Source organism: Streptomyces katrae (assembly GCF_002028425.1).
Classification (GTDB): Bacteria; Actinomycetota; Actinomycetes; order Streptomycetales; family Streptomycetaceae; genus Streptomyces; species Streptomyces katrae_A.
The window spans coordinates 856388-879606 of the sequence record NZ_CP020042.1; the positions used below are offsets into that span (position 1 = coordinate 856388).

Genomic DNA, 23219 nt, shown 5'->3' on the forward strand with positions numbered 1-23219 from the left:
CGGACCTGCCGGTACGGGAGGTATCGGCAGGTCCACGGGCTGGGTTGGTCCGTACTATCGCCCCGTCAGGCCGGAGGTGGGGGACTCCGGCGGGCGTCCGGACCGGGCAGTGGTGCGTGGGGTCCGGCGGGGATCAGAAGCCGAGGCTCCAGGAGTCGATCTTGCCGGTGTCGCCGGCCGCGTTGTCGTTCACGCGGAGCTTCCAGGTGCCGTTGGCGACCTCGGAGGAGGCGTCGACGGTGTAGGTCTGGTTGATGTTGGCGGTGCTGCCGCCGGCCCGGTTGTGCAGGGTGTACACGGTGCCGTCGGGGGCGACCAGGTCGACCTTCAGGTCACCGATGTAGGTGTGGGCGATGTTCACGCCGACCTTGAGGGCGGCCGGGGCGTTGCCGGTCACACCGCTGACGGTGATCGGGCTCTCCACCGTGGTGTTGTCGGCGATGGCGAAGTCCGCGGTGTTCTCGAAGAACGGCGTGCTGGGGGTGGAGGTCACGGCGTTGACGGTCGCGGCCGCGTCGGCGAGGCCGGCGCCGCAGCCGCCGGTGCAGGTGCCGGCCAGCGGGCGGGCGCCCGCCTTGATGGCGGCCTCGACCTGCGCCGGGGTGAGGGAGGGCTTGGCGGCCACGAGGAGCGCGGCGAGGCCGGCGATGTGCGGGGCGGCCATGCTGGTTCCCTGGTACGGCTTGTAGATCTCCGCGCCGGGGGTGGTGGTGCCGTTGTTCAGGGTGGAGAGGATGCCGTTCTCCGGCGTGGTGACGGTGCCGGGGGTGTCGGTGGCGCGGCGGGTCTCACCGCCGGGGGCGGAGACGTCCACCTTGGCGCCGTAGTTGGAGTAGAAGGAGCGGTCGCCGGTGCGGTTGGTGGCGGCCACGGTGATGACGTTGTTGCAGCTGGCCGGGGTGAAGGAGCTCGCGTCGGCGTTGCTGTTGCCGGCGGCCACGACGACGGTGGTGCCGCGGGCGACGGCGGCGTTGATGGCGTTCTGGTAGCTGGCGCTGCAGGTGCCGGAGCCACCGAGGCTCATGTTGATGACCTTGGCGGGGGTGGCGTTCGCCGGGATGCCCGCGACGGTGCCGCCCGAGGCCCACGTGATGGCGTCGACGATGTCCGAGGTGGCGCCGCCGCACTTGCCGAGGACGCGGACGGGCTGGATCTTCGCGTTGTACGCGATGCCGGCGACGCCCTTGCCGTTGTTGGTGGCGGCGGCGATGGTGCCGGCCACGTGGGTGCCGTGCCAGGAGGAGTCGCTGGCCTTGGAGCCGGTGCCGCACTCGCCGGCGGCGCTCCAGTCGCCCTGGTCGGCCGGGTTGTTGTCGCGGCCGTTGCCGTCGCGGGCGGCGGTGGAGTCGGAGATGAAGTCGTAGCCGGCGACGATGTTGGGGGCGACGTCGGAGTGGGCCACGTAGCCGGTGTCGATCACGGCGACGGTGACGCCGGAGCCGGTGGTCTTGTCCCAGGCGGCGGGCACGTTCATGCCGGCGGTGGGCTCGAAGAGGTCCCACTGCTTGGCGTACTCGGTGTCGTCCGGGGTGCTCATCGCATAGGCGCGGGAGTCGGGCTCGACGTAGGCGACGTCCGGGTCGGCGCGGAACTGGTCCATCACCTTGGCGGCGTCGGCCGGGGCGGTCGCACCGCCCAGGCTGACGAGCGCGGCTCCGGTGCCCAGGCGGCGGTCGAACTTCGCCTTCTTGCCGGCCTTCTTGCCCTTGGCGCTGGCGTCGTCGGCGGCCGCGGTGTTGGAGCCGGCCTCCGGGGCGGAGGACTTGTAGCCCACGATCAGGTTCTCGACCGGGGCGGTGGCCGGGGCAGCGGGGGCCGCCGCGTTCGGGAGGGTATGGGCGGCCGGGTCGCTCGCGGGGGTCACGGCCACGGCGGCGGTGGCGGAGCCTGCGAGGAGGGTGACGGACATGGCCACGACGGATATGAGCCGTCGTCGGGGTGCGTGCACGGTGTTCCCCTTTACGAGCCGTTTCCGGGCAGGCCGGAGCGGCCGGTGTGTGCGGTGTGGGAGGTGGAACCGGCGCCGCGGGACCGGGAGGGCTGGTCATACCGCCCCGGTCGCCGCCGCGCGCTTCTCGTCGCCCGGCCGCAACGGCGGGGCTGGGCGACTGCGTGTACCGGCGATCCGCGCCTCCACGGACGGCTTCACACCATGTGGGGTTGGTGCGGGGGCAGTTCGGGGTGCGGAAGACCGCCGGTGGGCAGACAGTAGGCAACGCGGGGATGAACCCGATACAGGGAAAACCCTTGTCCGGACCCTGGGGAAGGCTGTGGAACCCCTGTGAAACACCTGTGCAATCTGCACGCAACGAGTGGCCGGCCGCCCCCACCGCCCGGGCGGCCGGCGGACTACTCGGGGTTGCCGCGCGGGTGGAGGGCGCGGAAGTACGTCCAGCTGGTCTCGTTCGGCTCGCTCCACTTCTCCGGGGCGTGCGCGAACTCCGGGTGCCGGCCGCCGATGTAGGCGCGGGTGCGCTCGGGGACCTCGGCGTAGGAACCGAGCTTCACGCCCCGGCAGTGGAAGGTGAGGCCGCCAGGGCGTTGCCCCTGCTCCATCCAGGGCAGCCAGGGGGACATCCGCGTCCAGGACATGGTCGCCGGGACGCTCGGCGCCCCGCCTGACAAGGCCTCGGCGGGGGCGAAGAACTGGAAGAGCTCCAGGGCCCGGTAGGTGTCGTCGGCGGAGTTCAGCGGGTAGAGCGCGACGGGCAGCGGGGAGGGGTAGGCGAGGGGGATCTCCAGGCTGAAGCAGACCTGGCCGCCGAGTTCGGTCCGGGGGACGGGGAAGGGCCGCAGGCGCAGGTTGGCCGGGTCGTTCCAGACGTGGACCACGGGCTTTTCCTGCCAGGTCTCCAGGATCTCCCGAGTGGCGGGGTCGAGGTAGAAGGCGGCCTCGCGCGAGAGCAGCCGGTAGCCGCCTTCCTCCTCGTCGGCCAGGAGCCGGGAGACGTTGACCCCTTCGAAGCCGAAGAGGCGCCGGTAGGGCTCGCCCGGGGCCCAGGAGTGGACGTCGCCGCTCCACCAGTAGACGACCTCCTCTCCGTCGAGGGAGGCCCGGGTGCGGGCGAAGTCGCGCAGCAGGTCGTCCGGTGTCATACCGAGAACTCTGTCCGCAGGGATCCGGCCGGGCAAGCACCCCGCGCGCCAACTCCCGTACGCCGCTTCGCGCCCGCCGTCCCGACCTACGAGGGAAGGGGGCGCGGCTCGTACGCTCGCCCGGTTGACGGTTGTACGAACCACCGGCGACCGTGACCGCCATGGGGAACCCCTTGGGGAAGGTACACCGGCTTCCGCTGCTGCTGGCCTGCCTGGTGCTCGGCCTCGGACTCACCGCCGCGGTCCTGGGCGCCTCACGGGCGGCGGCGCCCGCCTCCGTCGCGGGCCCGTACGTGGACCTGCGCCGCGTGCCGCCCGGACCCGCCGGACCGGCGCCCGGGCCGGGGGCCTCCACCGGCACGGTGGAGGTGGAGTGCGGGCGCAACGAGGAAGGGCACTGGAACGAGGACAACCTGGTGGTCTCGCCGGGGGTGCGGGCCGGCGCCCACCACACGCACGCGTACGTGGGGAACCTGTCCACGGACGCCCTGTCCACCGACGCCTCGCTGGCCGCCGCCGCGACGAGCTGTACGGGCGGCGACCGCTCCGTGTACTACTGGCCGGTGCTGCGCCGCACGGACCGGTCCGGGAGCGGACCGCACGAGGGGGCGGCCGGGCACGGCAACGCGGGCGAGATCCTGCGGGAGGCCTCGGTGCGGGTGGAGTTCCGGGGGAGCCCCGTGAGCGAGGTGGTGGCGATGCCCCGGTTCCTGCGGGCGATCACCGGCGACGCCGTCGCGTACACGGCGGGCGGGGGCGCCGGGGTCCGGGCCCGCTGGGGCTGTTCGGGCCTGCCGGACCGGTCCACCACCGGCTACCCGCGCTGTCCGGCGGGCCAGCTGGTCACCCGTACGCTGGTCTTCCCCAGCTGCTGGAACGGCCTGGACACCGCCGCCCCGGACCACCGCTCCCACCTGGCGTTCCCGGCCGCCTCCGGGGTCTGCGCGCAGGGCACCTTCCCGGTGCCCGAGCTGCGGGTCTCCCTGGCGTACGCGGTGGCGCCGGGGGTGCCGCTGGCGCTGGACTCCTTCCCCGAGCAGCGGCACAGCCCGCTCACCGACCACGCGATGTTCGTGAACGTGATGACGGACCCGCGGATGGAGGAGGTCGTCGCCTGCCTCAACGAGGGCCGCGCCTGCCGGATGTGAGTGACGCAGGTCACGTGAACCGCCGCCGCGTCCGGGGCGTGTTCCGACCGCACCAGGAGGCACGAGGCGGACGGAGAGCGTGAATGGCCGGACCACTGTGGCCCCGCGCGCGGCGGGGCTCGACCGACGAGGCTCTGATCAGGGCGGTCTACGAGGAACACGGCAACGCCCTGCTCGCGTACGCCACGCGGCTCACCGGCGACCGGGCCGCCGCCGAGGACGTCGTCCAGGAGACCCTGATCCGGGCCTGGCGGCATTCCGACGCGCTGGTCAACGGGAAGGGCTCGGTGCGCGGCTGGCTGCTCACGGTGGCCCGGAACATCATCACCGACCGGTACCGGGCCCGGGCGGCCCGGCCGCCGGAGGTCTCCGGTACGGCGGCCGCTCCCCCCGTGGCGGGCGACCACGCGGAGTCCGTGGTGGACACGATGACGGTCCTGGGCGCCCTGGACCGGCTCTCGCCGGAACACCGGGACGTGCTCACGGAGTTGTACTACCGCCAGCACAGCGTGGCCGAGGCCGCCGACCGCCTGGGCATTCCGGCGGGCACGGTCAAGTCGCGCTCGCACTATGCGCTCAAGGCCCTGCGCGCGGTGTTCACGGACGGCGGCGCCGAGGAGTTCGGCGGGAACAGACGATCAGGCCGGCCGCCCCAGCAGCCCGGCGGACTGCGGGAGGTGGTGGCGTGAACGCGCGGCAGCACGAGGAGGAGCTGCTCGGACCGTACGTGCTCGGTGTCCTGGACGAGGAGGACGTACGGCGCGTCGAGGAGCATGTCGGCGACTGCACGGGGTGCCGGGAGGAGGTGGCCGCGTTGCGCGAGATGGAGAGCGTCCTGGGCGAGGTGCCCGAGGAGGCGTTCCTCGACGGGCCCCCGCAGGGCGGCGACCTGCTGCTCCAGCGGACCCTGCGGCAGGTGCGCGGCGAGCGGGCGGCCCGGACCCGGTGGCGGGGCGCGGTGGCGGGACTGGCGGCGGCCGCCTCGCTGGCGGCCGTGTTCTGGGCCGGGGCCCGGCTCGGCGGGGACGCCGGCAGTACGGCCGCGCTGCCCCCGCCGCCGTCGCCGAGCGCGTCGGCGCCGCCGTCGCCGCCGGCCGGGACCAGGGTGGCGTCGGCGACGGATCCGGGCACCGGGGCGCGGATGACCGTGCAGGTGACCCCGGCGGCCAGGTGGGTCCGGGTGCGGGCGGCGGTGACCGGGGTGCCGGCCGGGGAGCGGTGCCGCCTGGTGGTGGTCTCCCGGGACGGTACGCGGTCCACGGCGGGCGGCTGGGTCGTGGGCACGGCGGAGCACGGCGAGGGCAAGGGAGCGGCCCTGGACGGCTCGGCGGCCGTGGACCCGTCGGACGTGAGGGCGGTGCTGGTGGAGAACGAGTCGGGGCGGACGTTCGTGTCCGTGCCGGTGTGAGGACGGGGCCCCGCTGGAGCGGGGCCCCGTACGGGTCGTCAGGGGTTGTGGAAGCGGACCTCGGGGGCGTCGGCGCGGGGGCCGTCCAGGACCGGCCGGGGCTGCCCCTTGAGGTGCTGGTCGAAGAAGGCCGCGACGTAGGTCCGGGTCAGCTCCAGGGTGCGGGCGCCGGGCAGCGGCGCCTCGGGGTGGGGCACGCCGAGCTGGTCGCGCAGCACCGGGTAGTCGGTGGGGCCGAAGTGGTCGGTGCCGTCGATGGTGATCCAGCGCTTCCAGCCGTCGAGGTGCGGCCACGCCCCCGACCAGTTCCCGGCGGTTTCCTGGCCGGGGGCGCTGGCGGCCGAACCGAACAGCATGAACGGGCGCCCGCCGGTCCCGGCGGCGGGATAGGGCACGGGCAGGCCGCCGTCCATGTCGGCGCCCGCGCGAATCCGCTGGTCGGCGGCCATGGCCGCGAGGGCGGCGCCGCCGCCGATGGAGTGGCCGGCCATGGCGATGCGGCCCCTGTCGATCAAGCCGGCGTGGCGCCAGGCGGGGTGGCGGCCGGTGAGCCGGTCGAGGAGGAAGGAGACGTCCTTGGCCCGGGTGTCGGTGACGGCCTCCCGGCCGCCGGGGCCCTGGGCCTGGTCACAGGCCAGGCAGGTCAGGATCCGGCCGCCGGGGAAGGCGGTGGCGGCGCTCTCGTAGGCGTGGTCGACGGCGGCGACGACGTAGCCCCGGGAGGCCAGGTCCTCGGCGAGCGAGGTGAGGGTGGCGCGCGGGACGGTGAAGCCGGGCGAGAGCACGATCAGCGGGTAGCGGCCGTCGACGGGCCGGGCGCCGACGCGGGCGTGGGCCCGGGTGGCGGCGAAGGCGGCGGGGTCGACGATCGCGTCGAGGCCCTTGTCTGCGAGGATCAGCCGGGCCTCCTCGGTGCTCATGTAGGGCGCCGGGTTGCGGCCGGTGCCGCGCTGCGCGGGATAGCGCAGGGTGACCATCAGCTCGCGGGGGCCGGTGTGCGCCCACGGGTCGGTGCGGCTGCGGTCCACGAGGTGGAGGTCCTCCGAGCCGACGGCGTAGCGGCCGGTGGGGGCCGGGAGTTCGGGCCCGGCGGTGCGGGCGTCCACGGCGGCCGCGGGCGCGGCGGAGGCGGCGGAGGCCGCCAGGAGCGGGGCGGGGAGCAGGAGGGCGAGTAAGGCTGCGGCGGCCGCGGTGCGGCGTCTGGTGATCATGCCGGGGAGCCTAGGCGGCCGGCGGGCGCGGCTCGTCGGCACGGAGGCGGAGGCCCCGTCCTCCTGCGGTCGCAGCCGGCGTCACCGGGAAGTCGTACGGTGTGCCGCCGACCGGCCCGGACATGGTGACGGGGCCCGGGAATATGTCCAATTCCCGGGCCCCTGTGTGCCACCCAATTGCGCACACCGGCGGCGTTTAAGAGCGGGGATCATCTTGAGGCCGACGTGTTCTGCCTTTGAACTACCGCGCCATGACAGAGGCGCAGGAGGGACTTGAACCCCCATCCGTCGGTGATCGTCCCTGCTCGGTCGATCCGGTGTTCGGCGGCGAATGCTGAGACTGGAGCGATAGTCTGAGATTCAAGGGGCTGCACTCGGGCCGGCCCCTGTTTCAGCTTCAACTTCGGTTTCAGCTTGCGCTCTCGCGCACCCCCTGCGCTACAGGGGGCGTTCTGGGGGCTACCTGAACAGGTAGCCGAACACCGCGTCCCCGACCCGCTGGTCGGTGACCTCGGTGCCGTTGGCCTCCTCGCGGGCGAACTTCACGGCCTGCTGGAGCCGTTCCACCCGGTCGAGGAGTTCGTTGACGCGGCGGGCCGGCAGGGCGCCGGAGAACTTCACCGTGGTCCAGTAGCCGACCGCGACGTCCTCGTAGTACACCTCGACCTGCGCCGGGTGCTTCTCCGTCGCCTCCGCCTTCACGTGGTTGCGCGGCACCTTCTTGGTGCGGATGGTGCGCACGGGTTCCGTCTTCCAGGAGTCCGTGGAGGGGTCGAGGTTCCAGGACTCCGAGGCGTCCAGGACCGGCAGCTTGCGCACGAAGGTGTGCAGGTCGGTCAGCTGCTTCTCCAGGAAGAGCAGGTAGGGCACCGGCACCTGGGCGAGCAGCACGTTGCCGTCGACGACGACGTCGGCGGCCGCGGTGCGGTTCGCCCAGTCCTTGGTCGCCGTCACGTCGAACAGGCGGGTCAGGGTGGTGGCCGTCGCCCGCAGCACGTCCTCCGCCTTGACCTGGACCCGGGTGGACTCGGGCGGCAGCTGCTCGCCCTCCTCGTCCTTGGGCTGGTACGTCCGCGAGATGCCGGCCAGCAGGGCGGGCTTCTGCACGTCGTGGTGAGCCTGCGAAAGCTCCTGGAGGGACTTGGACTTGACGCCCTTTTCGACTGCGATGATCTGATTCAGCTTCGGCACGCGATCAACCTACCAACGGCTCCGGTACGACTGCCATTCGATATTCCTCCGCCGGTCAGGGGTGCAGGCGTACGGGGAGTTCGAAGAGGTCGTTCTGGGTCAGGACCGGCTTGTTGCGCAGCTGCGCGCGCGGGACGGCGAGGGACAGGTGCGGGAAGCGGGCGTAGAGGGCCGGGAGGGCCACGCCGGCTTCCAGGCGGGAGAGGGCCGCGCCGGGGCAGACGTGGGGGCCGTGGCCGAAGGAGATGTGGCGGTTGGGCGTGCGGGTGACGTCGAAGGCGCCCGCCGTCTCCCCGTGCCGGGCCTCGTCGCGGCCGAGGGCGCCGAAGGAGACGATCAGGCCTTCGCCCTTCGGCAGGATCCGGTCCCCGACCTCGATGTCCTCGGTGGCGAAGCGGATCAGGACGTGGGAGGTGGGGGTGGCCCAGCGCAGGGTCTCCTCGATGACGTTCTCCCAGGGGACCTCGCCCGCGAGGACGAGGGCGCGCTGCTCGGGGTGGCTCTCCAGGGCGACGACGGCGTTGACGATCAGGCTGATGGTGGTCTCGTGGCCGGCGGCGACCATCAGCTGGAGGGTGTTGGTGATCTCCTCCGTGCTCAGGTGGTCGCCGTCCTCGGAGGCCGCGATGAGCGCGCTGGTGAGGTCGTCGCCGGGGTTGGCGCGCTTGGACTCGACGATCCGGGAGAAGAGGGCGCCGAGGTCCGCCATCATCTGCGGGACTTCCGCGGGAAGGGTCTGGGTGGAGAAGAACTTCTCGAACAGGGCCTTCAGACGCGGGTGTTCGGCGGGGTCCACGCCCATCAGCTCGCTGATCACGTTCATCGGCAGCGGGTAGGCGAAGGCGGCCTTCAGGTCGACGGTCTCCCCCGCGGGCAGGCCCGCCAGCTTGTCCAGGGCCTCGGTGGTGAGGGCCTCGATGCCGGCGCGGAGCCTTTCGACGCGGCGGGCGGTGAGGGCCTGGGCGACGAGGCCGCGCAGGCGGCGGTGCTCGTCGCCGTCGACGGTGAGCATCGAGCGGCCGGGGTTGGCCAGACCGATCAGCGGCCAGTCCAGGGGGATCTCCCCGCGCTGCCAGGCGCCCCACACGTCGATGTCCTTGACGACCCGGGGGTCGGTGAGCAGGGCGCGGGCCTCGGCGTGGTGCGTGACGGCGTACACGCCGACTCCGCCGGGGAGGACGACGCGCACCAGCGGGCCGGCGGCGCGCAGGGCGGCGCTCTCGGCGTCGAGGTCGGTGACGAGGGGGTCGAGGGTGATCGGGGCGGCGGCGGGGACGGCGCCGGTGTGGTCGATCGGGCAGCTCATCGGATGGCTCCAAGCGCGGGGGTGGGGGTGTAGGTCACGGGGAGCGCGGTCAGGCCGCGCAGCCAGGGCGAGGGGCGCCGGGTCAGTTCGGCGGCCGGTCCGGCGAGGTCGACGTCGGGGAGACGGTCGAGGAGGACCTCGATGCCGGTCCGGGCGATGACCTCGGCGACCTCCTGGGCCGGGAAGGGGCAGCGGTGTTCGCCGTGGCCGAAGGAGAAGAAGGCGTTGTTCCCGCCGGTGAGGGCGCCCGTGTCGGCGCGTACGTGCGGGTCGCCGTTGGCGGCGGCCAGGCCCAGCAGGACCAGGTCGCCGCGGGCGATGGTGCGGCCGCCCAGCTTGGTGTCGCGGGTGGTCCAGCGTCCGGCGACGTTCTGGGTCGGGGTGTCCTCCCAGAGCACTTCGTTCATGGCCTCGCCGACGCTGTGGCGGCCGCCGGCGAGGGAGGCGGCGAAGCGGTCGTCGGTGAGCATCAGGCGCAGCGAGTTGCCGATCCAGTCGGCGGTGGGCTGGTGTCCGGCGGCCATCATCACCATCAGGTCCTGGGCCACCTCGACGAGGGTGAACCCGGCGGTGTTGGCGAGCATCCGGGAGGCGACGTCGGGGCCGGGGGCCTCGGCCTTGGCGGCGAGCAGCGCGTACATGGACTCGCCGAGGTGGCGCTGGCCCTCCAGGGCCCCCTCCCGGCCGTTGATCATGTCGTTCATGGCGGTGACGAGGCCGGGGCCCTGTGCGTCGGGGAAGCCGTAGATGCGGGCGAGGACGCGCAGCGGCAGCAGCATGGCGTACTCGCCGACGATGTCGCAGGAGCCCTTGCCGCAGAGTCCGTCGATCAGCTCGTCGGCGAAGCGTTCGGCGTGGCCCCTGAGTTCGAAGGGGTCGACGGATTCGAGGGCCGCGCTGATGACGGCGGCTCGCTCGCGGTGGCGTTCGCCGGTGGTGTAGAGGACGGAGCCCTGCTTGCGGCCGATCATCGGCAGGAGCGGCCAGTCCGCGGGGATGCGGTCCCACTGGTTCCACAGGCCGGAGTCGCGGGAGAAGAGCAGCGGGTCGCTGGTGACCTGGTGCAGTTCGCGGTAGCCGAGGACCAGCCAGGCCGGGACGTCCCCGTCGAGCACGACGGGGGCGACGGCGCCGTGGTCGCGGCGCATCTCCCGGTAGAGCTCGGCGGGGTCGCTCTGGAAGCGGGGTCCGCCGAGGTAGACGGGCTGGGGCTCGGGGCTGGTCACTGCGGGGGCTCCGGGAGGGTGCGGGGGACGGCCCTCGGTGGAGGGCTCTGGTCTCGGGGGCTCGGGGGGCTCGGAGGCTCGGAGGCTCGGGGGCTCGGGGGCTGTTACGAGAGGGGCTGGAGGCTGCGGAGGTGCTGGAGGTGCTGGACGAGGGAGATGAGCACCTGCTTGCTGGACTCGCGGGAGCGGGCGTCGCACAACAGCAGGGGGACCTCGGGCGGCAGGTCGAGGGCGGTGCGGATCTGGTCGGGGGTGTGGGCGGGCCCGCCGAAGTCGTTGCAGGCGACGACGAAGGGCGTGCCGTGGTGTTCGAGGCGGTCGATGGCGTACCAGGAGTCCGCGAGCCGCCGGGTGTCGACGAGGACGACCGCGCCGAGGGTGCCGGAGAACAGGCGGTCCCACAGGAACCAGAACCGCTCCTGGCCGGGGGCGCCGAACAGGTAGAGCACGTTGCGGGCGTCGAGGGTGATCCGGCCGAAGTCGAAGGCGACGGTGGTGGAGGTCTTCCTGGCGATGCCCTCGGTGTGGTCGACGGCCTCGCCGGCCTGGGTCATCGTCTCCTCGGTGTTCAGCGGGCGGATCTCGCTGACCGAGCGGACCATGGTGGTCTTGCCGACGCCGAAGCCGCCCACGATCACGATCTTCAGGCCGTTGTCGGCGGTCGTGCTGAGTGCCTGCCGGGGCGCGCCCGGGTCAGAGGTTGCGGAGTCCAACGAGCACCTGCTCCAGGAGTTCGGGTTCGGGAAGGCGGTACGCCGTGGCCCGCGGGTGCCGGGCGCTGACGCGGCCGGCGGCCAGGAGGTCGGCGAGCAGGATCCGTGTGATCGACACCGGCAGGCCCAGTTCGGCCGCCACCTCCACGACGGCGGTGGGGTGGCGGCACATCCGCAGGATGGCCGCGTGTTCCGACTGCATCCCGGGGACGGGGTCGCATTCGGCGACGATGAGGGTCACCAGGTCGAGGGCGTCGCCGCCGGAGCGGCTGCGGCCGCCGGTGAGGGTGTAGAGCCGGTCCGGGGAGTCGTCCCGGCCCGGCCGGACGCGGCTCAACCCCGGGGCCTGGCGGTCAGATGCTCGCTCAGCTGCTCCACCAGTTCGGACATGTTGTGGCCGACGAGTCCGGCGTCGGCGTCCTCGGCCGCGACGAGGGCGAGGTGGGCGCCCTCGCCGGCCTCGACGATGAAGAGGATCCCGCCGTAGAACTCGGCCATGGCGGAGCGGACTCCGCCGGTTCCGTCGCCGAACTCGATGGAGGCTCCGTGCGAGAGGCTCTGGATACCGGCGGCGATGGCGGCGAGCTGGTCGGCCTGGTCGACGGAGAGCTCGGGGGTGCGGCACAGCTTGAGGCCGTCGCGGGAGAGCACGAGGGCGTGCCGGGCGCCGGGGGTGCGCTCCAGGAGTCCTTCCAGGAGCCAGCTGAGCTTCTCGTCGGTGGTGGAGCCGGTCATCTCGTGTCGCCTTCCGGGTGCGGGGGATTCGTGGGCTGCTGCCGCGCCGGCGCGTCGCGCACGGCCTGGCGGAAGCTGCCGAAGCGGGCGGCGGACCGGGACGCGCCGGTGGGGGCGCTCTGGGTGCGGGGCGCCGGTGACGCGGCGTCGGGCCCTTCGGGGTGGGCGGCGGCCAGGGCACGGCCGCGCCGTCGCTGGGGCAGTCCGCTCTCGCCGAGGACCGGGGCCGGGCCGGCGTGTCCGGGGTCGTGGGGGTCGGCGGGGCCGCCAGGCGATGCTCCGGCCTCCGGGCGCGGGGCGGGCGCGGGGGCCGCCGGCGCGGGGGCGCGGTCCGCTGCGGGGGCGCGGCCCGGTGCGAGGGCGCGGTCCGGTCCGGCGGTGGGGGCCGGTCCCGCCGTCGGGGCCGCGAGGAGCGGCGGGGCCGGGACGGGTTCGGCCGGGGCGTGGCTGATCAGCTCCTCCGGGATCCTCATCAGCGCGCCGGTGCCGCCGCGCGCGGAGGGGCGGAAGGAGACGGTCAGGCCGTGCTTGCGGGCGAGGCGGCCGACGACGGCCAGGCCGAGGCGGGTGCCGGAGAGCCCGGCGAGGTCCAGGGTCTCGGCGCCGACGGCCTGTTCGGCGCGGCGCAGCTGGAGCTCGCTCATGACGAGGCCGCTGTCCTCGACGGTGATGACGATCCCGGCCGGGACCTCCTCCACGTAGACGTGGACCTCGGCGGTGGGCGGGGAGAAGTTCGCGGCGTTGTCGAGGAGCTCGGCGAGGGCGTGCATGACGCCCTCGGCGGCGTGCCCGGCGACGGCGGCCGTGCTGGTGGAGTGCAGCCGGACGCGCTGGTAGCCGCCGATGCGGCCCATGGCGCCGCGCAGGATCGACTCCATGACGATGGGCTTGGCCCAGCGGCGGCCCGAGCGGGCGCCGGTGAGGACGGCGATGGAGTCGGCGAGGCGGCCGGCCTGGGCGGTGCGGTGGTCGAGGTGCAGGAGGTCGCCCAGGACCTCCTCGTCGGCGTGCTTGTGTTCCATCTCGCGCAGGTCGGCGAGCATTCCGGTGGCCAGGGCCTGCATCCGGCCGGCCGCGTTGGCGGCGGCGGCCATGGCGGCGGCCCGGCCCGACTGGGCGCGCCGCAGTTCCTCGCCCAGCCGCTCGCGGGTGGCCTGCTGGGCGGCGGCCAGGTGGTCGAGTTCGGCGGCGTGGGCGGCGGTGAGCCGGGCCGCGTCGGCGGTGCGGGCCGCCGTCAGCCGGTCTGTCTCGGCCGCGTGCCCGGCGGTGAGCCGGGCGATCTGGGCGCTGTGGTCCGCGGTGAGCCGGGCGAGTTCGGCGGAGAGGTCCGCGCTCTCGCGGGCCGCGTCGGCGGTCAGCCGGGCGATGTACGCGTCACGGGTGGTGACTTCCCCGGCGAGGAGGGCCAGGCTGCCGCGCAGCTGCCGGGTGGTGCGTGCCCACCAGGTCACGGCGTAGGCGGCGAGGGCCAGCAGCAGGGTGCCGAAGGCGGCGAACCAGGCCAGTGGGAGGCGTACCCCCGACGGTGCCGCGGCCACCGCCGCCGCGGAGATGGTGCCCGCGGCCACCGCCGTGACCAGCAGGGCGAGCGCGGAGGGGCGGAGGGGAGAGGGCGACGCCGTCATCAATCAGAGCCTCAAGAAAGGGGCGTATACGGAAGTGAGGGTTCCTGCGGCAACGAGGCATCACTATAAGAGGATTGGTGATCGTTTAGGAAAGCCCCTGACAAAGATCACGCTGTGTAGCGCCCACTAAGGTGGCTTCTGGAGCGGTTTCGGGGCTATGCCGTGGCATCCTGTGACGTCACAACTCGCCGGACGGGACCGACGGCGGACGTCCGGCGAATATGGGGAAGATCCATGAGGCTCTGCTTCCTGGTGGAGGAGCACTACCGGCATGACGGCATGCCGAACGAGGTGATCCGTCAGCTGACCGCGTGGGGCCACCGGGTGGACGTCGTGCGGCCCGGCGGCTCACTGCTGCGCATGACCGACCTGGTGCGGGCGGGCACGCACGACGCCTGGGTGCTCAAGACCGTCTCGGGAGGGCCCGGGCTCACCCTCCTGGAGGCCGCGGCCGCCGCCGGGGTGACCACCGTCAACGACGCCCGCTCGATCCGCGGCGTCCGGGACAAGGCGCTCGCCGCCGCCCTCGGCAGCGCGCGGGGGCTCCCCCTGCCGCCCACGTACGCGGTGGCCCGCCCCGAACTCCTGGCGGAGATACCGGACGAGCGCTACCCGCTCGTGGTCAAACCGGCCGACGGCAGCTCCGGCCGGGGGGTGCACCTGGTGCCCTCGCCGGACCGGCTCGCGGCGCTGCTCCCCGAACTCGCGGGCGAGGGCGTGCTCATCGCCCAGCCCTACGTCCCGAACCCCGGGACCGACATCAAGGTGTACTGCGTGAACGGGGAGCTGCACGCCACCGAGCGCTGCTCCCCCCTGCACCCCGACGCCGCCGTCCGCGAGCGCCGGGTGCCGCTGCCGGCCGAGGTCGCGGGGATCGCCGCCCGGGTGGGCGAGGTGTACGGGCTGGACCTGTACGGGGTGGACGTGCTGCTGGGCCCCGACGGGCCGGTCGTGGTCGACGTCAACGACTTCCCGAGCTTCCGGCAGGTTCCGGACGCGGCGGCCCGGGTGGCGGGAGCCGTCCTGGACCTGGCCCGCGCGGGCGGCGGCCGGGCGTCCGCGCCGCTGTGCCCGCCGGCCCGGCCGTACTCCCTGCCGGTGGCCATCCCGGCGCAGGCGTCGGCGCGGGCGGGGGACGGCGCGTGAGGATCGGCCTGATCACCCCGGACCCCGGGCACCCGCTGCTGGCGGCCACCGCCGCACTGCTCGGCGGACGGCACGAGGTGGAGGTGCTGCACCCCGGGGCGGGCGCCGCCGCGGCCCCCGCAGCGACCGCCGACGTGTACCTGCTCAAGGCCCGGACCCCGGCGGCGCTGGAACTCGCCCGCGCGCTGGAGGACGCGGGCGCGCCGGTGCTGAACTCCGCCGCCGCCACCGAGCGCTGCCAGGACCGCACCGGCATGGCCGAACTGGCCCGGGGGGCCGGGCTCCCGTTCGCGGCCACCCGCACCTTCGCCTCCCTGTCGCTCCTCGGGTCCGCCGCGGACCTGGGGTGGCCGCTGGTGGCCAAGAGCCGGCGCAGCCGCAAGGACGACCTGGTGGTCCGCCTCGACGGCCCCGGAGCGCTGCGGGAGCTGGAACCGCGCTGGGGCGGGGAGCCGGTGATCACGCAGGCGTTCGCACCGAACGACGGCTGGGACCACAAGCTGTGGGTGGTCGGGGACGAGGTCTTCGCCGGCCTGCGCCGCTCCGAACTCGCCGTCCGCGGCGAGGAGCCGGCCCGGAGCCCGGACCGGCTGCCGGACGGCTGGGCCGCGCTGGCCCTGCGCGTGGGCGAGGTCTTCGGGCTGGACGTGTACGGGGTGGACGTCATCGCGACCGGCGACGGGCCCCTCATCGTCGACGTCAACGCCTTCCCCGGCATCCGCGGCCAGGCCGGCGCCCCCGAGGCCCTTGCCGCCCTGGCCCTGAGCCGGGCCGCCACGGCCGCGCGGCAGACCTGACGTGAACCTGCCCCGGTCCTGGACGGAGGACCGGGGCAGGAGGTCTCAGCCCGCCAGGAGGGTGAGGGTGTCGATCACGCGGTTCGAGAAGCCCCACTCGTTGTCGTACCAGGCGACCACCTTGACGTGGCGGCCGTCGACGCGGGTGAGCTCCGAGTCGAAGATGGAGGAGGCGGGGTTGCCGGTGATGTCGGAGGACACCAGCGGGTCCTCCGAGTACTCGAGCACCCCGGCCAGCGGGCCCTCGGCGGCGGCGCGGTAGGCCGCCAGCACCTCGTCGCGGGTGACGTCCCGGGAGACCGTCGTGTTCAGTTCGACGATCGAGCCGACCGGGACGGGCACGCGGATCGAGTCGCCCGACAGCTTCCCGTCGAGGTTGGGGAGCACGAGGCCGATCGCCTTGGCCGCGCCGGTCGTGGTCGGCACGATGTTCACGGCGGCGGCGCGGGCCCGGCGCGGGTCGCGGTGCGGGCCGTCCTGGAGGGCCTGCTCCTGGGTGTAGGCGTGCACGGTCGTCATGAACCCGTGCTCGATGCCGGCCAGTTCGTCCAGGACGGAGGCCAGCGGCGCGAGCGCGTTCGTCGTGCACGAGGCGTTCGAGACGATGGTGTGGAGCTCGGGGTCGTAGGCGCCGGTGTTCACGCCGTACGCGAGCGTCACGTCCGCGCCGTCCGAGGGGGCGCTGACGAGCACCTTCTTCGCGCCCGCCTTGATGTGGGCGCGGGCGGCCCCGGCGGAGGTGAAGCGGCCGGTGGCCTCCAGCACGATGTCGACGCCGAGTTCGGCCCAGGGCAGCCGCTCCGGCTCTCGCTCGGCGAGGACGGCGATGCGCCGGCCGTCGACCACGAGGGTGGTGCCGTCGACCGTCACCGGGCGGCCGAGCCGGCCGGCCGTGGAGTCGTAGGCGAGCAGCCGCGCGAGGGTGGCCGGCTCCGTGAGGTCGTTGACGGCCACGACCTCCAGGTCGCTGTCGCGTTCGAGCAGCGCGCGCAGCACGTTGCGTCCGATGCGGCCGAATCCGTTGATGGCGATGCGAGTCATGAGCGGTGTCCCCTTCTGTTCGTCCCCAGGTTCGCTCCCGCCACCCGCCCACGACAGTGGCGAGATCGCCACGGTTCGCAAGTATCTCGCCATCTCGCCGTCTCGCCCACCCGTCGGCCGGCGTCGCGCGGGCTACTCGCCCCGGGTGAAGGTGCGCCGGTACTCGGTGGGGGTGGTGCCGAGGATCCGCTGGAAGTGCAGGCGCAGGTTCGCGCCGGTGCCCAGGCCCACGTCGGCGGCGATCTGCTCGACGCTCCGCTCGGAGCGCTCCAGCAGCTCGCGGGCCACGTCGACCCGGGCCCGCATGACCCACTGCATCGGCGTGTACCCCGTGTCCTGGGCGAAGCGCCGCGAGAAGGTACGGGGCGACACGGCCGCGTGCTGGGCGAGCACGTCGAGGGTCAGGGGCTCGCCCAGCCGGTGCAGCGCCCATTCACGGGTGGCGGAGAACCGCTCCCCCAGCGGCTCCGGCACGCTGCGCGGCAGGTACTGCGCCTGGCCTCCGCTGCGGTACGGGGCCGCCACCAGACGCCGGGCCGCGTGGTTGGCGGCGGCGACGCCGAGGTCGCGGCGCAGGATGTGCAGGCACAGGTCGATGCCCGAGGCGGCGCCGGCCGAGGTCAGGACGCTGCCCTCGTCAACGAACAGCACGTTCTCGTCGAGCCGGACGAGGGGGTGTTTCGCCGTCAGCGCCCGGGTGTAGTGCCAGTGGGTGGTGGCGCGCTTGCCGTCGAGCAGCCCGGTGGCGGCGAGCGCGAAGGCGCCCGTCGAGATCGCGGCGAGGCGGGCGCCCCGGCCGTGGGCGGCGGTCAGCGCCTCGACGACCTCGCGCGGCGGGTCGTCCCGGTCGGGGAAACGGTAGCCGGGGACGAAGACGATGTCGGCCCATTCGAGCGCCTCCAGGCCGTGGGAGACGTGGTAGGACAGGCCGTCGCCACCGGTGACCAGCCCGGGGGCCGCCCCGCACACCCGGACCTCGTACGGCATGCTCGCGCGGGTGCTGAAGACCTGCGCGGGGATCCCGACGTCGAGCGGTTTGGCGCCTTCGAGGACGAGGACGGCGACGCGGTGGAGGCGGGATCGGGGCACGTCGCAGAGCGTACGCGGGACGAAACCCGGGTGCGTGCCGTGCCCGTGGGGTCGCCGCTGCGGGGGCCGGGCCGGGCGCCCGGGCGGCGGCCGCGTCCGCCCCCGGGACGGGGTGGTCGACCGGCCCCGCGCCCGCTCCCATACTTGGGGCTCATGAGAGGGAAGGACAAGGACACCGCGCGCAGCAGCCCGCTGGTGCCCGCCGCCGTGGCGGCCGAGATCGCACGGCACGACTGGGCGTCCGTCGAGTGCGGCTGCGGCCGTTCGGCAGGCCATCTGGAGGACACCCTGTGGCATGCCGCCGAGGGGCATCCGGCGGCCTTCCACGCCCTGGAGGGGCATGTCTTCGCCCGGTCCAGACTCTGCCCGCCCGCCCCTGCGGCCTGTGCGGTCCTGATGGCCGTCTGGTCGGCCGGACCGCCCCGGCTGGCGACCCGTGAGGCCCTGCTGCGGACCCTGCTCGCGCTGCTGACCACCCTGGACGACGGATCCGCGTACGAGGCGGGGCTCTACGGGCAGTGCGCCGCCTTCGTCCGCGCCGGCCTGCCGGGGCTGCGCGGCGGGCTGGCGGGCCGGCCCGGCAGCGTGAGCGCCGCCTACGCCGACGGGATCCGGGACATCATCGGGCTGTGCGCCTGAGCCCGCGCAGCAGCTCCGGGGTGACCTCCTCCAGGGAGGACGCGAAGGTGCGCGCCGCCGAGCGGGGGACGTCCAGCAGGGAGGGCACGACCAGGACCGGGCAGCCCGCGGCCTCGGCGGAGGCCGCGCCGTCCGGGGAGTCCTCCACCGCGACGCACTCCCCCGGCTCCAGCCCGAGGCGGCCGGCCGCCTCGCGGTAGGGGTCGGGGTGCGGCTTGGTGCGTACGGTGTCGTCGGCGGAGAGGGTGAAGGCGAACGGGACGTGCGCCAGCGCGCCCCCCACCACCTGGTCGACGACCTTCCGGGGCGAGGCGCTGACCAGGGCGAAGGGCACGCCCTGGTCCTGAAGGGCGGTCAGCAGGCGCTGGGCGCCGGGCCGGACGGGGGCGCCGGCCGCGACCCGGCCGTGGAAGCCCTCGGTGAGCTCGTCCGCCACCGCCCGGGCGTCGGCGGCGCCGGTGATCCGTACGAGGTGGGCGGCGGTGTCGGCGACCGCGCGGCCGACGACCTCGGGGGCGTCGGCCTGACCGAGCCGGTGACCGAGGCGGTCCGCGACCTCCTCGGTGGTCTCCCACCACAGCACCTCGGTGTCCACGAGGGTGCCGTCCATGTCGAAGAGGACGGCGGCGGGTCCGCTCACGCCGCCCTCGCCACGACGAGCACGGGACGCTCGGCCATGGCGACGGTGGCCCGTGCGCCGGGGGTGAGCCCGCCCGCGTCCCGGGAGGGGACGTCGGCCTTGACCCGGGTGCCTCCCGGCAGGTCGAGGTGGAGGCGGGTGACGGCGCCGAAGAACGAGGCCGAGGTGACGGTGGCGTCGCCTTCCTCGTCGGCGGTGACGGTGAGGTTCTCGGGGCGGACCAGCACCTCGACGTCGGAGCCGGAGGGGACCGGCCCGTCGACGGGCAGCCGGGTGCCGGCGATCTCCACCCGGCCGTCGCCGGTGAGGCGGCCCGGGAGCCGGTTCATGGTGCCGACGAACTCGGCGACGAAGGGCGTGGCGGGCCGCTCGTAGAGCTCGGCGGGGGCGGCGCACTGCTCCAGCTTCCCGGCGTTGAGGACGGCGACCCGGTCGGCCATGGACAGGGCCTCCTCCTGGTCGTGGGTGACGAACACGGTGGTGATGCCGAGGGAGAGCTGGAGCCGGCGGATCTCCTCGCGCAGGTTGGCCCGTACCTTGGCGTCCAGGGCGGAGAGGGGTTCGTCGAGCAGGAGCACGCGCGGGCGCAGGGCCAGGGCGCGGGCGAGGGCCACGCGCTGCTGCTGGCCGCCGGACATCTGGTGCGGGTAGCGGGCGCCGTGGTCGGGCAGCCCGACCAGGTCGAGGAGTTCGGCGGCGCGCTCGCGGCGGCGGGCCGCCGGGACGCCCCGTACGCGCAGGCCGAAGGCGACGTTCTCGCGGGCGTTGAGGTGGGGGAAGAGACTGTACGACTGGAAGACCATCCCGGCGTCGCGGCGGTTGGCCGGGACCCGGGTGATGTCCTCGCCGTCGACCAGCACGTCGCCGGAGTCGGGGTGTTCGAAGCCCGCGAGGACGCGCAGCGCGGTGGTCTTGCCGCAGCCCGACGGGCCGAGCAGGGCGAGGAGTTCGCCGGGCTCGACGGTCAGGTCGAGCCCGTCGAGGGCGGTGGTGGGGCCGAACGCGCGGCGCAGGCCGCGGAATTCGACGCGGGCGCCCCCGGTGGCGGCGGACTCGGCCGGCTTCCCGGCCTCGGTCAGGGTGGTGGACATGCGGGTCAGGACTCCTTGCGGGAGGTGGCGGGGGCGGAGGCCGTGGTGGACGGCGCGGTACCGGCCCGCGAGAGGACGAGCAGCAGCAGCCAGGTGATGAGGAGGCTGAGGATGGAGACGGCCACCGACATCCGGGCCTGGGCGCCGGAGATGGAGACGATCCACACCGCGAAGGGCCGGAAGCCCAGCAGGGAGGCGATGGTGAACTCGCCGAGGACCAGCGCCAGGGTGAGGAAGGCCGCCCCGGCGAGGGAGGTCCGCAGGTTCGGCAGCAGCACCCGCCACACCACGTACGGCCAGCTCGCGCCGCAGCTGCGGGCGGCCTCGACCAGGGTGGGCACGTCCACGGCGCGCAGGCCCGCGTCGAGCGAGCGGTGGACGAAGGGCAGCGCGAGCACGGTGTACGCGAGGACCAGCACGACGGGGAACCGCTCGTCCTGGACGGCGATGAAGGTCTGGTAGAGCGGGGTCCGCGAGAGGTGCTCGGGCCCCCAGCGCAGCACGGTGGTGATCCCGGTGACCAGGGCGATCGGCGGAACCACCAGCGGCAGCATGCAGACCACCTCGACCACGGGCCGCAGCCTGGGCGAGCCAATGCGGACGGCGATCAGCGCGGGCACGGCCAGCAGGAGGGACAGCACGATGGTGGCGGCGGCCAGGCCGAGCGAGAGCAGCAGGCTCTGGGAGAACCCGTCGGCGCCGAGCAGTTCGGTGTAGGCCTCGAAAGTGACGCCCTGGCCGGGGACGTGCACGGTGAACACGAAGGAGGCCAGGAGCGGGAGCAGGAAGTACGCGCCGGCGAGGGCGAGCACGGCGCCGCGCCACACGCGGGGGCGCGGACGGCGGCGGACCGCTTCCCCCGCGCGGGCGGCGGGTGCCTCCCGCACGGCCGCGGGGACGGTCTCGGCCGTCTTGGCCGTCTCGGCCGTCTCGGCGGACTCGGCGGTTTCGGCGGTCTCGGTCATCGCAGCCATCGGGCGCTCCGTCGCTGGAGGGGCAGGTAGACCGCCATGACCAGGCCGGCGATCAGGATCATGTCGAGGCCGAGGGCGAGCGCCACGTTCTCCTGGCCGGTCAGCACGTTGCCGGAGAGGGCGTCCGCGATCTTCAGGGTGACCAGCGGTACCGAGCCGCCGACGAGGGCGGCCGCCGTGGCGTGGGCCGCGAAGGCGGTGCCGAAGAGCAGGACGAACCCGCCGAGCAGGGAGGGCGCGAGCACCGGCAGGCCGACGTGGCGCCAGAACTGCAGTGCGGTGGCCCCGTTGTTCTGGGCGGCCTCGCGCCACTGGGGGCGCAGCCCGTCCAGGGCGGGGACGGTGACCAGCACCATCAGCGGGACCAGGAAGTACAGGTAGACCACGGTGAGGCCGGTGAAGGAGTACAGGTCCCAGCCCAGGCCGGTGAGGTCGGCGAGCTGGGTGGCCACACCGGAGATGCCGGCGGTGGCGATGAACGCGAAGGCCAGCGGGACTCCGCCGAAGTTGGCGAGGACGCCGGAGGCGGTCAGGGCCGCCGAGCGCAGGGCGGCGGAGCGTGAGGTGACCAGCGCCTGGGCGATCAGCACGCCGAGGAGGGTGGCGATGAGGGCGGTCAGGGCGGAGAGCTGGACGCTGCCGGTCAGGGAGCCGAGGTAGGGGCCCTGGAGGGAGCGGGCCAGGTGCTCGCCGGTGGCCCGGGTGGCGCCGGTGTCGGGGTCGGTGCGGGTGACCGCGCCGAAGGCGATGGCGCCGAGCGGGATGCCGAAGCAGAGCCCGGTGAAGACGAGGAGGGGGAGGGCGGCGAGCCAGGTGCGCGGGCCGCGCCGCCGGCGGCGGGGGGTGGTGCCGCCGGCGGTTCCCTCACGGTGAGGGGTGGTGGTGGGTGCGGACATCAGCTGAGGGCCTTGTCCCACTTCTCGGCGAGGACGGCCTTGGCCTTGTCGAGCTCGGTCGAGGCCGGGAAGGACGGGGTGCCCTGGACCTGGGGGAGCTTGGTGACGGCGTCCTTGTCGGCGGTGCCGGCCTGGGTCATGTCCGGGAGCAGGACGGGGTGGGCGTGGCCCCCCAGCCAGATGTTCTGGCCCTGGGTGCTGTAGAGGAACTCCATCCACAGGCGGGCGGCCGCCGGGTTGGGGGCGTCCTTGTTGATGGCCTGGGAGTAGAACTGGGCGTAGACGCCGTCGGCGGGGACGACGGTCTTCCAGTCGACGCCCTTGCCCTTGAACTGCTCGGCGTAGCCGGCGTTGAGGTAGTCCCAGTCGATCGAGATGGGGGTCTCGCCCTTCTCGACGGTGGCCGGGGTGGACTCGACGGGGATGAAGTTGCCGCTCTTGCGGAGCTGGCCGAAGAAGTCGATGCCGGGCTGGATGTCGGCGAAGGAGCCCTTGTTGGCGAGGGCGGCCGCGTAGACGCCGCCGAAGGCGGAGCCGGACTTGGTCGGGTTGCCGTTGAGGGCGACCTTGCCCTTGTACTCGGGCTTGAGGAGGTCGGCGAAGGTCTGCGGGCAGGTGGGGATCTTCGCGGCGTCGCAGCCGATGGAGACGTAGCCGCCGTAGTCGTTGTACCAGCGGCCGTCCGCGTCCTTCTGGGAGGCGGGGATCTTGTCCCAGGCGGTGACCTTGTAGGGGGCGAAGAGGTTCTCGCCGGCTCCGCTGCGGGCGAAGGCGATGCCGAGGTCGAGGACGTCGGGGGCGCGCTTTTGGCCCTTGCGGGACTTGACGGCGGCGATCTCGTCGGCGCTGGTGGCGTCCGGGTTCTCGCTGGAGACCTTGATCTTCGGGTACTTGGCCTGGAAGGCCTTGAGCATCTCGCCGTAGTTCGCCCAGTCCGGCGGCAGGGCGATCACGTTGAGCTGGCCCTCCTTCTCGGCGGCCGCGACGAGGGCGTCCATGCCGCCGAGGTCGGCCGCGGAGGCTGCGGTGGCCGGCTGGGCCTTGCCCTTGGCGCCGTCACCGGCGGCGGGCTGGTCGGGGGCGGCGCCACACGCGCCGAGGGTGGCGAGGGCGGCGGCGCTGAGCAGGACGGCCGCACCGCGACGGGCGGAGGAACGGAACACGGTCTCTCCCGGAGACGAAGGGGGTTCACTTGCCAGGCGTCACTTGTCTGAACAAGTTGGCCCCAGTTCGCCCGGGCCGGCTGT

The 23219-nt window shown here is 74.0% G+C and carries 23 protein-coding genes; 6 read left to right on the forward strand and 17 right to left on the reverse strand.

The genetic code is table 11. The features are described from left to right. Positions 1-133: 133 nt before the first annotated feature. Together B4U46_RS03945 and B4U46_RS03950 are read right to left on the reverse strand one after the other, a co-directional pair. Positions 134-1909, reverse strand: a complete 1776-nt coding sequence (locus B4U46_RS03945) for a S8 family peptidase (protein ID WP_185117365.1) — start codon at positions 1907-1909, stop codon at positions 134-136. A gap of 440 nt (positions 1910-2349) precedes the next feature. After that, positions 2350-3096, reverse strand: a complete 747-nt coding sequence (locus tag B4U46_RS03950; RefSeq protein WP_079424112.1) for a DUF1838 family protein — start codon at positions 3094-3096, stop codon at positions 2350-2352. Positions 3097-3269: 173 nt separating this feature from the next. On the opposite strand from B4U46_RS03950, the gene B4U46_RS03955 reads away from it, so the two are divergent. The 3 genes from B4U46_RS03955 (at position 3270) to B4U46_RS03965 (ending at position 5652) form a co-directional block, all read left to right on the forward strand. Continuing rightward, positions 3270-4244: a DUF1996 domain-containing protein gene (locus tag B4U46_RS03955; RefSeq protein WP_237292614.1), complete on the forward strand. Its 975-nt coding sequence runs from the start codon at positions 3270-3272 to the stop codon at positions 4242-4244. 83 nt (positions 4245-4327) lie between these two features. Beyond that, positions 4328-4933, forward strand: coding sequence for a sigma-70 family RNA polymerase sigma factor (locus B4U46_RS03960; protein WP_079424113.1), 606 nt, complete (start codon positions 4328-4330; stop codon positions 4931-4933). Continuing rightward, entirely contained in the window at positions 4930-5652 is a 723-nt protein-coding gene (locus tag B4U46_RS03965) for a zf-HC2 domain-containing protein (RefSeq protein WP_079424115.1), read from the forward strand. The genes B4U46_RS03960 and B4U46_RS03965 overlap by 4 nt, the downstream gene beginning before the upstream one ends. Before the next feature lie 38 nt (positions 5653-5690). Here B4U46_RS03965 and B4U46_RS03970 read toward each other — a convergent pair whose 3' ends face one another. The 8 genes from B4U46_RS03970 to B4U46_RS04005 form a co-directional block, all read right to left on the reverse strand. Next, on the reverse strand, positions 5691-6863 hold the full coding sequence (locus tag B4U46_RS03970; protein WP_079424116.1) for an alpha/beta hydrolase family protein: 1173 nt from the start codon (positions 6861-6863) through the stop codon (positions 5691-5693). Between the two features lie 459 nt (positions 6864-7322). Then, positions 7323-8054, reverse strand: coding sequence for a hypothetical protein (locus tag B4U46_RS03975; protein ID WP_045948268.1), 732 nt, complete (start codon positions 8052-8054; stop codon positions 7323-7325). Positions 8055-8109: 55 nt separating this feature from the next. Beyond that, a complete protein-coding gene (locus B4U46_RS03980; RefSeq protein ID WP_079424117.1) occupies positions 8110-9360 on the reverse strand; it encodes a cytochrome P450 family protein in 1251 nt (416 codons plus the stop codon). After that, entirely contained in the window at positions 9357-10586 is a 1230-nt protein-coding gene (locus B4U46_RS03985; RefSeq protein WP_079424119.1) for a cytochrome P450, read from the reverse strand. Before B4U46_RS03985 ends, B4U46_RS03980 begins: the two co-directional genes overlap by 4 nt. 104 nt (positions 10587-10690) lie before the next feature. Next, a complete protein-coding gene (locus B4U46_RS03990; protein ID WP_079424120.1) occupies positions 10691-11299 on the reverse strand; it encodes a GTP-binding protein in 609 nt (202 codons plus the stop codon). Beyond that, positions 11280-11636: a DUF742 domain-containing protein gene (locus B4U46_RS03995; RefSeq protein WP_079424122.1), complete on the reverse strand. Its 357-nt coding sequence runs from the start codon at positions 11634-11636 to the stop codon at positions 11280-11282. Before B4U46_RS03995 ends, B4U46_RS03990 begins: the two co-directional genes overlap by 20 nt. Next, a complete protein-coding gene (locus B4U46_RS04000; RefSeq protein ID WP_045948273.1) occupies positions 11633-12034 on the reverse strand; it encodes a roadblock/LC7 domain-containing protein in 402 nt (133 codons plus the stop codon). The genes B4U46_RS03995 and B4U46_RS04000 overlap by 4 nt, the downstream gene beginning before the upstream one ends. Then, positions 12031-13659, reverse strand: coding sequence for a sensor histidine kinase (locus B4U46_RS04005; RefSeq protein WP_079424123.1), 1629 nt, complete (start codon positions 13657-13659; stop codon positions 12031-12033). The genes B4U46_RS04000 and B4U46_RS04005 overlap by 4 nt, the downstream gene beginning before the upstream one ends. A gap of 234 nt (positions 13660-13893) precedes the next feature. On the opposite strand from B4U46_RS04005, the gene B4U46_RS04010 reads away from it, so the two are divergent. Next, the gene (locus B4U46_RS04010) at positions 13894-14805 is read left to right on the forward strand and encodes an ATP-grasp domain-containing protein (protein WP_079424125.1); all 912 of its coding nucleotides are present in this window, start codon (positions 13894-13896) and stop codon (positions 14803-14805) included. Further along, positions 14802-15602, forward strand: a complete 801-nt coding sequence (locus tag B4U46_RS04015; protein WP_079424127.1) for an ATP-grasp domain-containing protein — start codon at positions 14802-14804, stop codon at positions 15600-15602. Before B4U46_RS04010 ends, B4U46_RS04015 begins: the two co-directional genes overlap by 4 nt. Before the next feature lie 45 nt (positions 15603-15647). On the opposite strand, the gene gap is transcribed toward B4U46_RS04015, so the two are convergent. Together gap and B4U46_RS04025 are read right to left on the reverse strand one after the other, a co-directional pair. Further along, complete coding sequence (gap, locus tag B4U46_RS04020) at positions 15648-16643, reverse strand: type I glyceraldehyde-3-phosphate dehydrogenase (protein WP_079424128.1); 996 nt, start codon at positions 16641-16643, stop codon at positions 15648-15650. A gap of 132 nt (positions 16644-16775) precedes the next feature. Beyond that, positions 16776-17732: a GlxA family transcriptional regulator gene (locus tag B4U46_RS04025; protein WP_079424130.1), complete on the reverse strand. Its 957-nt coding sequence runs from the start codon at positions 17730-17732 to the stop codon at positions 16776-16778. A gap of 153 nt (positions 17733-17885) precedes the next feature. On the opposite strand from B4U46_RS04025, the gene B4U46_RS04030 reads away from it, so the two are divergent. After that, entirely contained in the window at positions 17886-18371 is a 486-nt protein-coding gene (locus B4U46_RS04030) for a hypothetical protein (RefSeq protein ID WP_100864738.1), read from the forward strand. Here the strand turns inward: B4U46_RS04030 and B4U46_RS04035 are convergent. The 5 genes from B4U46_RS04035 to B4U46_RS04055 are packed head-to-tail and all read right to left on the reverse strand — an operon-like array spanning position 18352 to position 23135. Beyond that, the gene (locus B4U46_RS04035; RefSeq protein WP_261340939.1) at positions 18352-19011 is read right to left on the reverse strand and encodes an HAD family hydrolase; all 660 of its coding nucleotides are present in this window, start codon (positions 19009-19011) and stop codon (positions 18352-18354) included. The two genes, B4U46_RS04030 and B4U46_RS04035, sit on opposite strands and share 20 nt — an antisense overlap. After that, positions 19008-20102, reverse strand: coding sequence for an ABC transporter ATP-binding protein (locus B4U46_RS04040; protein ID WP_107438224.1), 1095 nt, complete (start codon positions 20100-20102; stop codon positions 19008-19010). Before B4U46_RS04040 ends, B4U46_RS04035 begins: the two co-directional genes overlap by 4 nt. A 5-nt stretch (positions 20103-20107) precedes the next feature. Beyond that, positions 20108-21076: an ABC transporter permease gene (locus tag B4U46_RS04045; protein WP_237292616.1), complete on the reverse strand. Its 969-nt coding sequence runs from the start codon at positions 21074-21076 to the stop codon at positions 20108-20110. Beyond that, on the reverse strand, positions 21064-21972 hold the full coding sequence (locus B4U46_RS04050) for an ABC transporter permease (RefSeq protein WP_079424133.1): 909 nt from the start codon (positions 21970-21972) through the stop codon (positions 21064-21066). The genes B4U46_RS04045 and B4U46_RS04050 overlap by 13 nt, the downstream gene beginning before the upstream one ends. Continuing rightward, positions 21972-23135, reverse strand: coding sequence for an ABC transporter substrate-binding protein (locus tag B4U46_RS04055; protein WP_079424135.1), 1164 nt, complete (start codon positions 23133-23135; stop codon positions 21972-21974). Before B4U46_RS04055 ends, B4U46_RS04050 begins: the two co-directional genes overlap by 1 nt. Positions 23136-23219 lie beyond the last annotated feature (84 nt).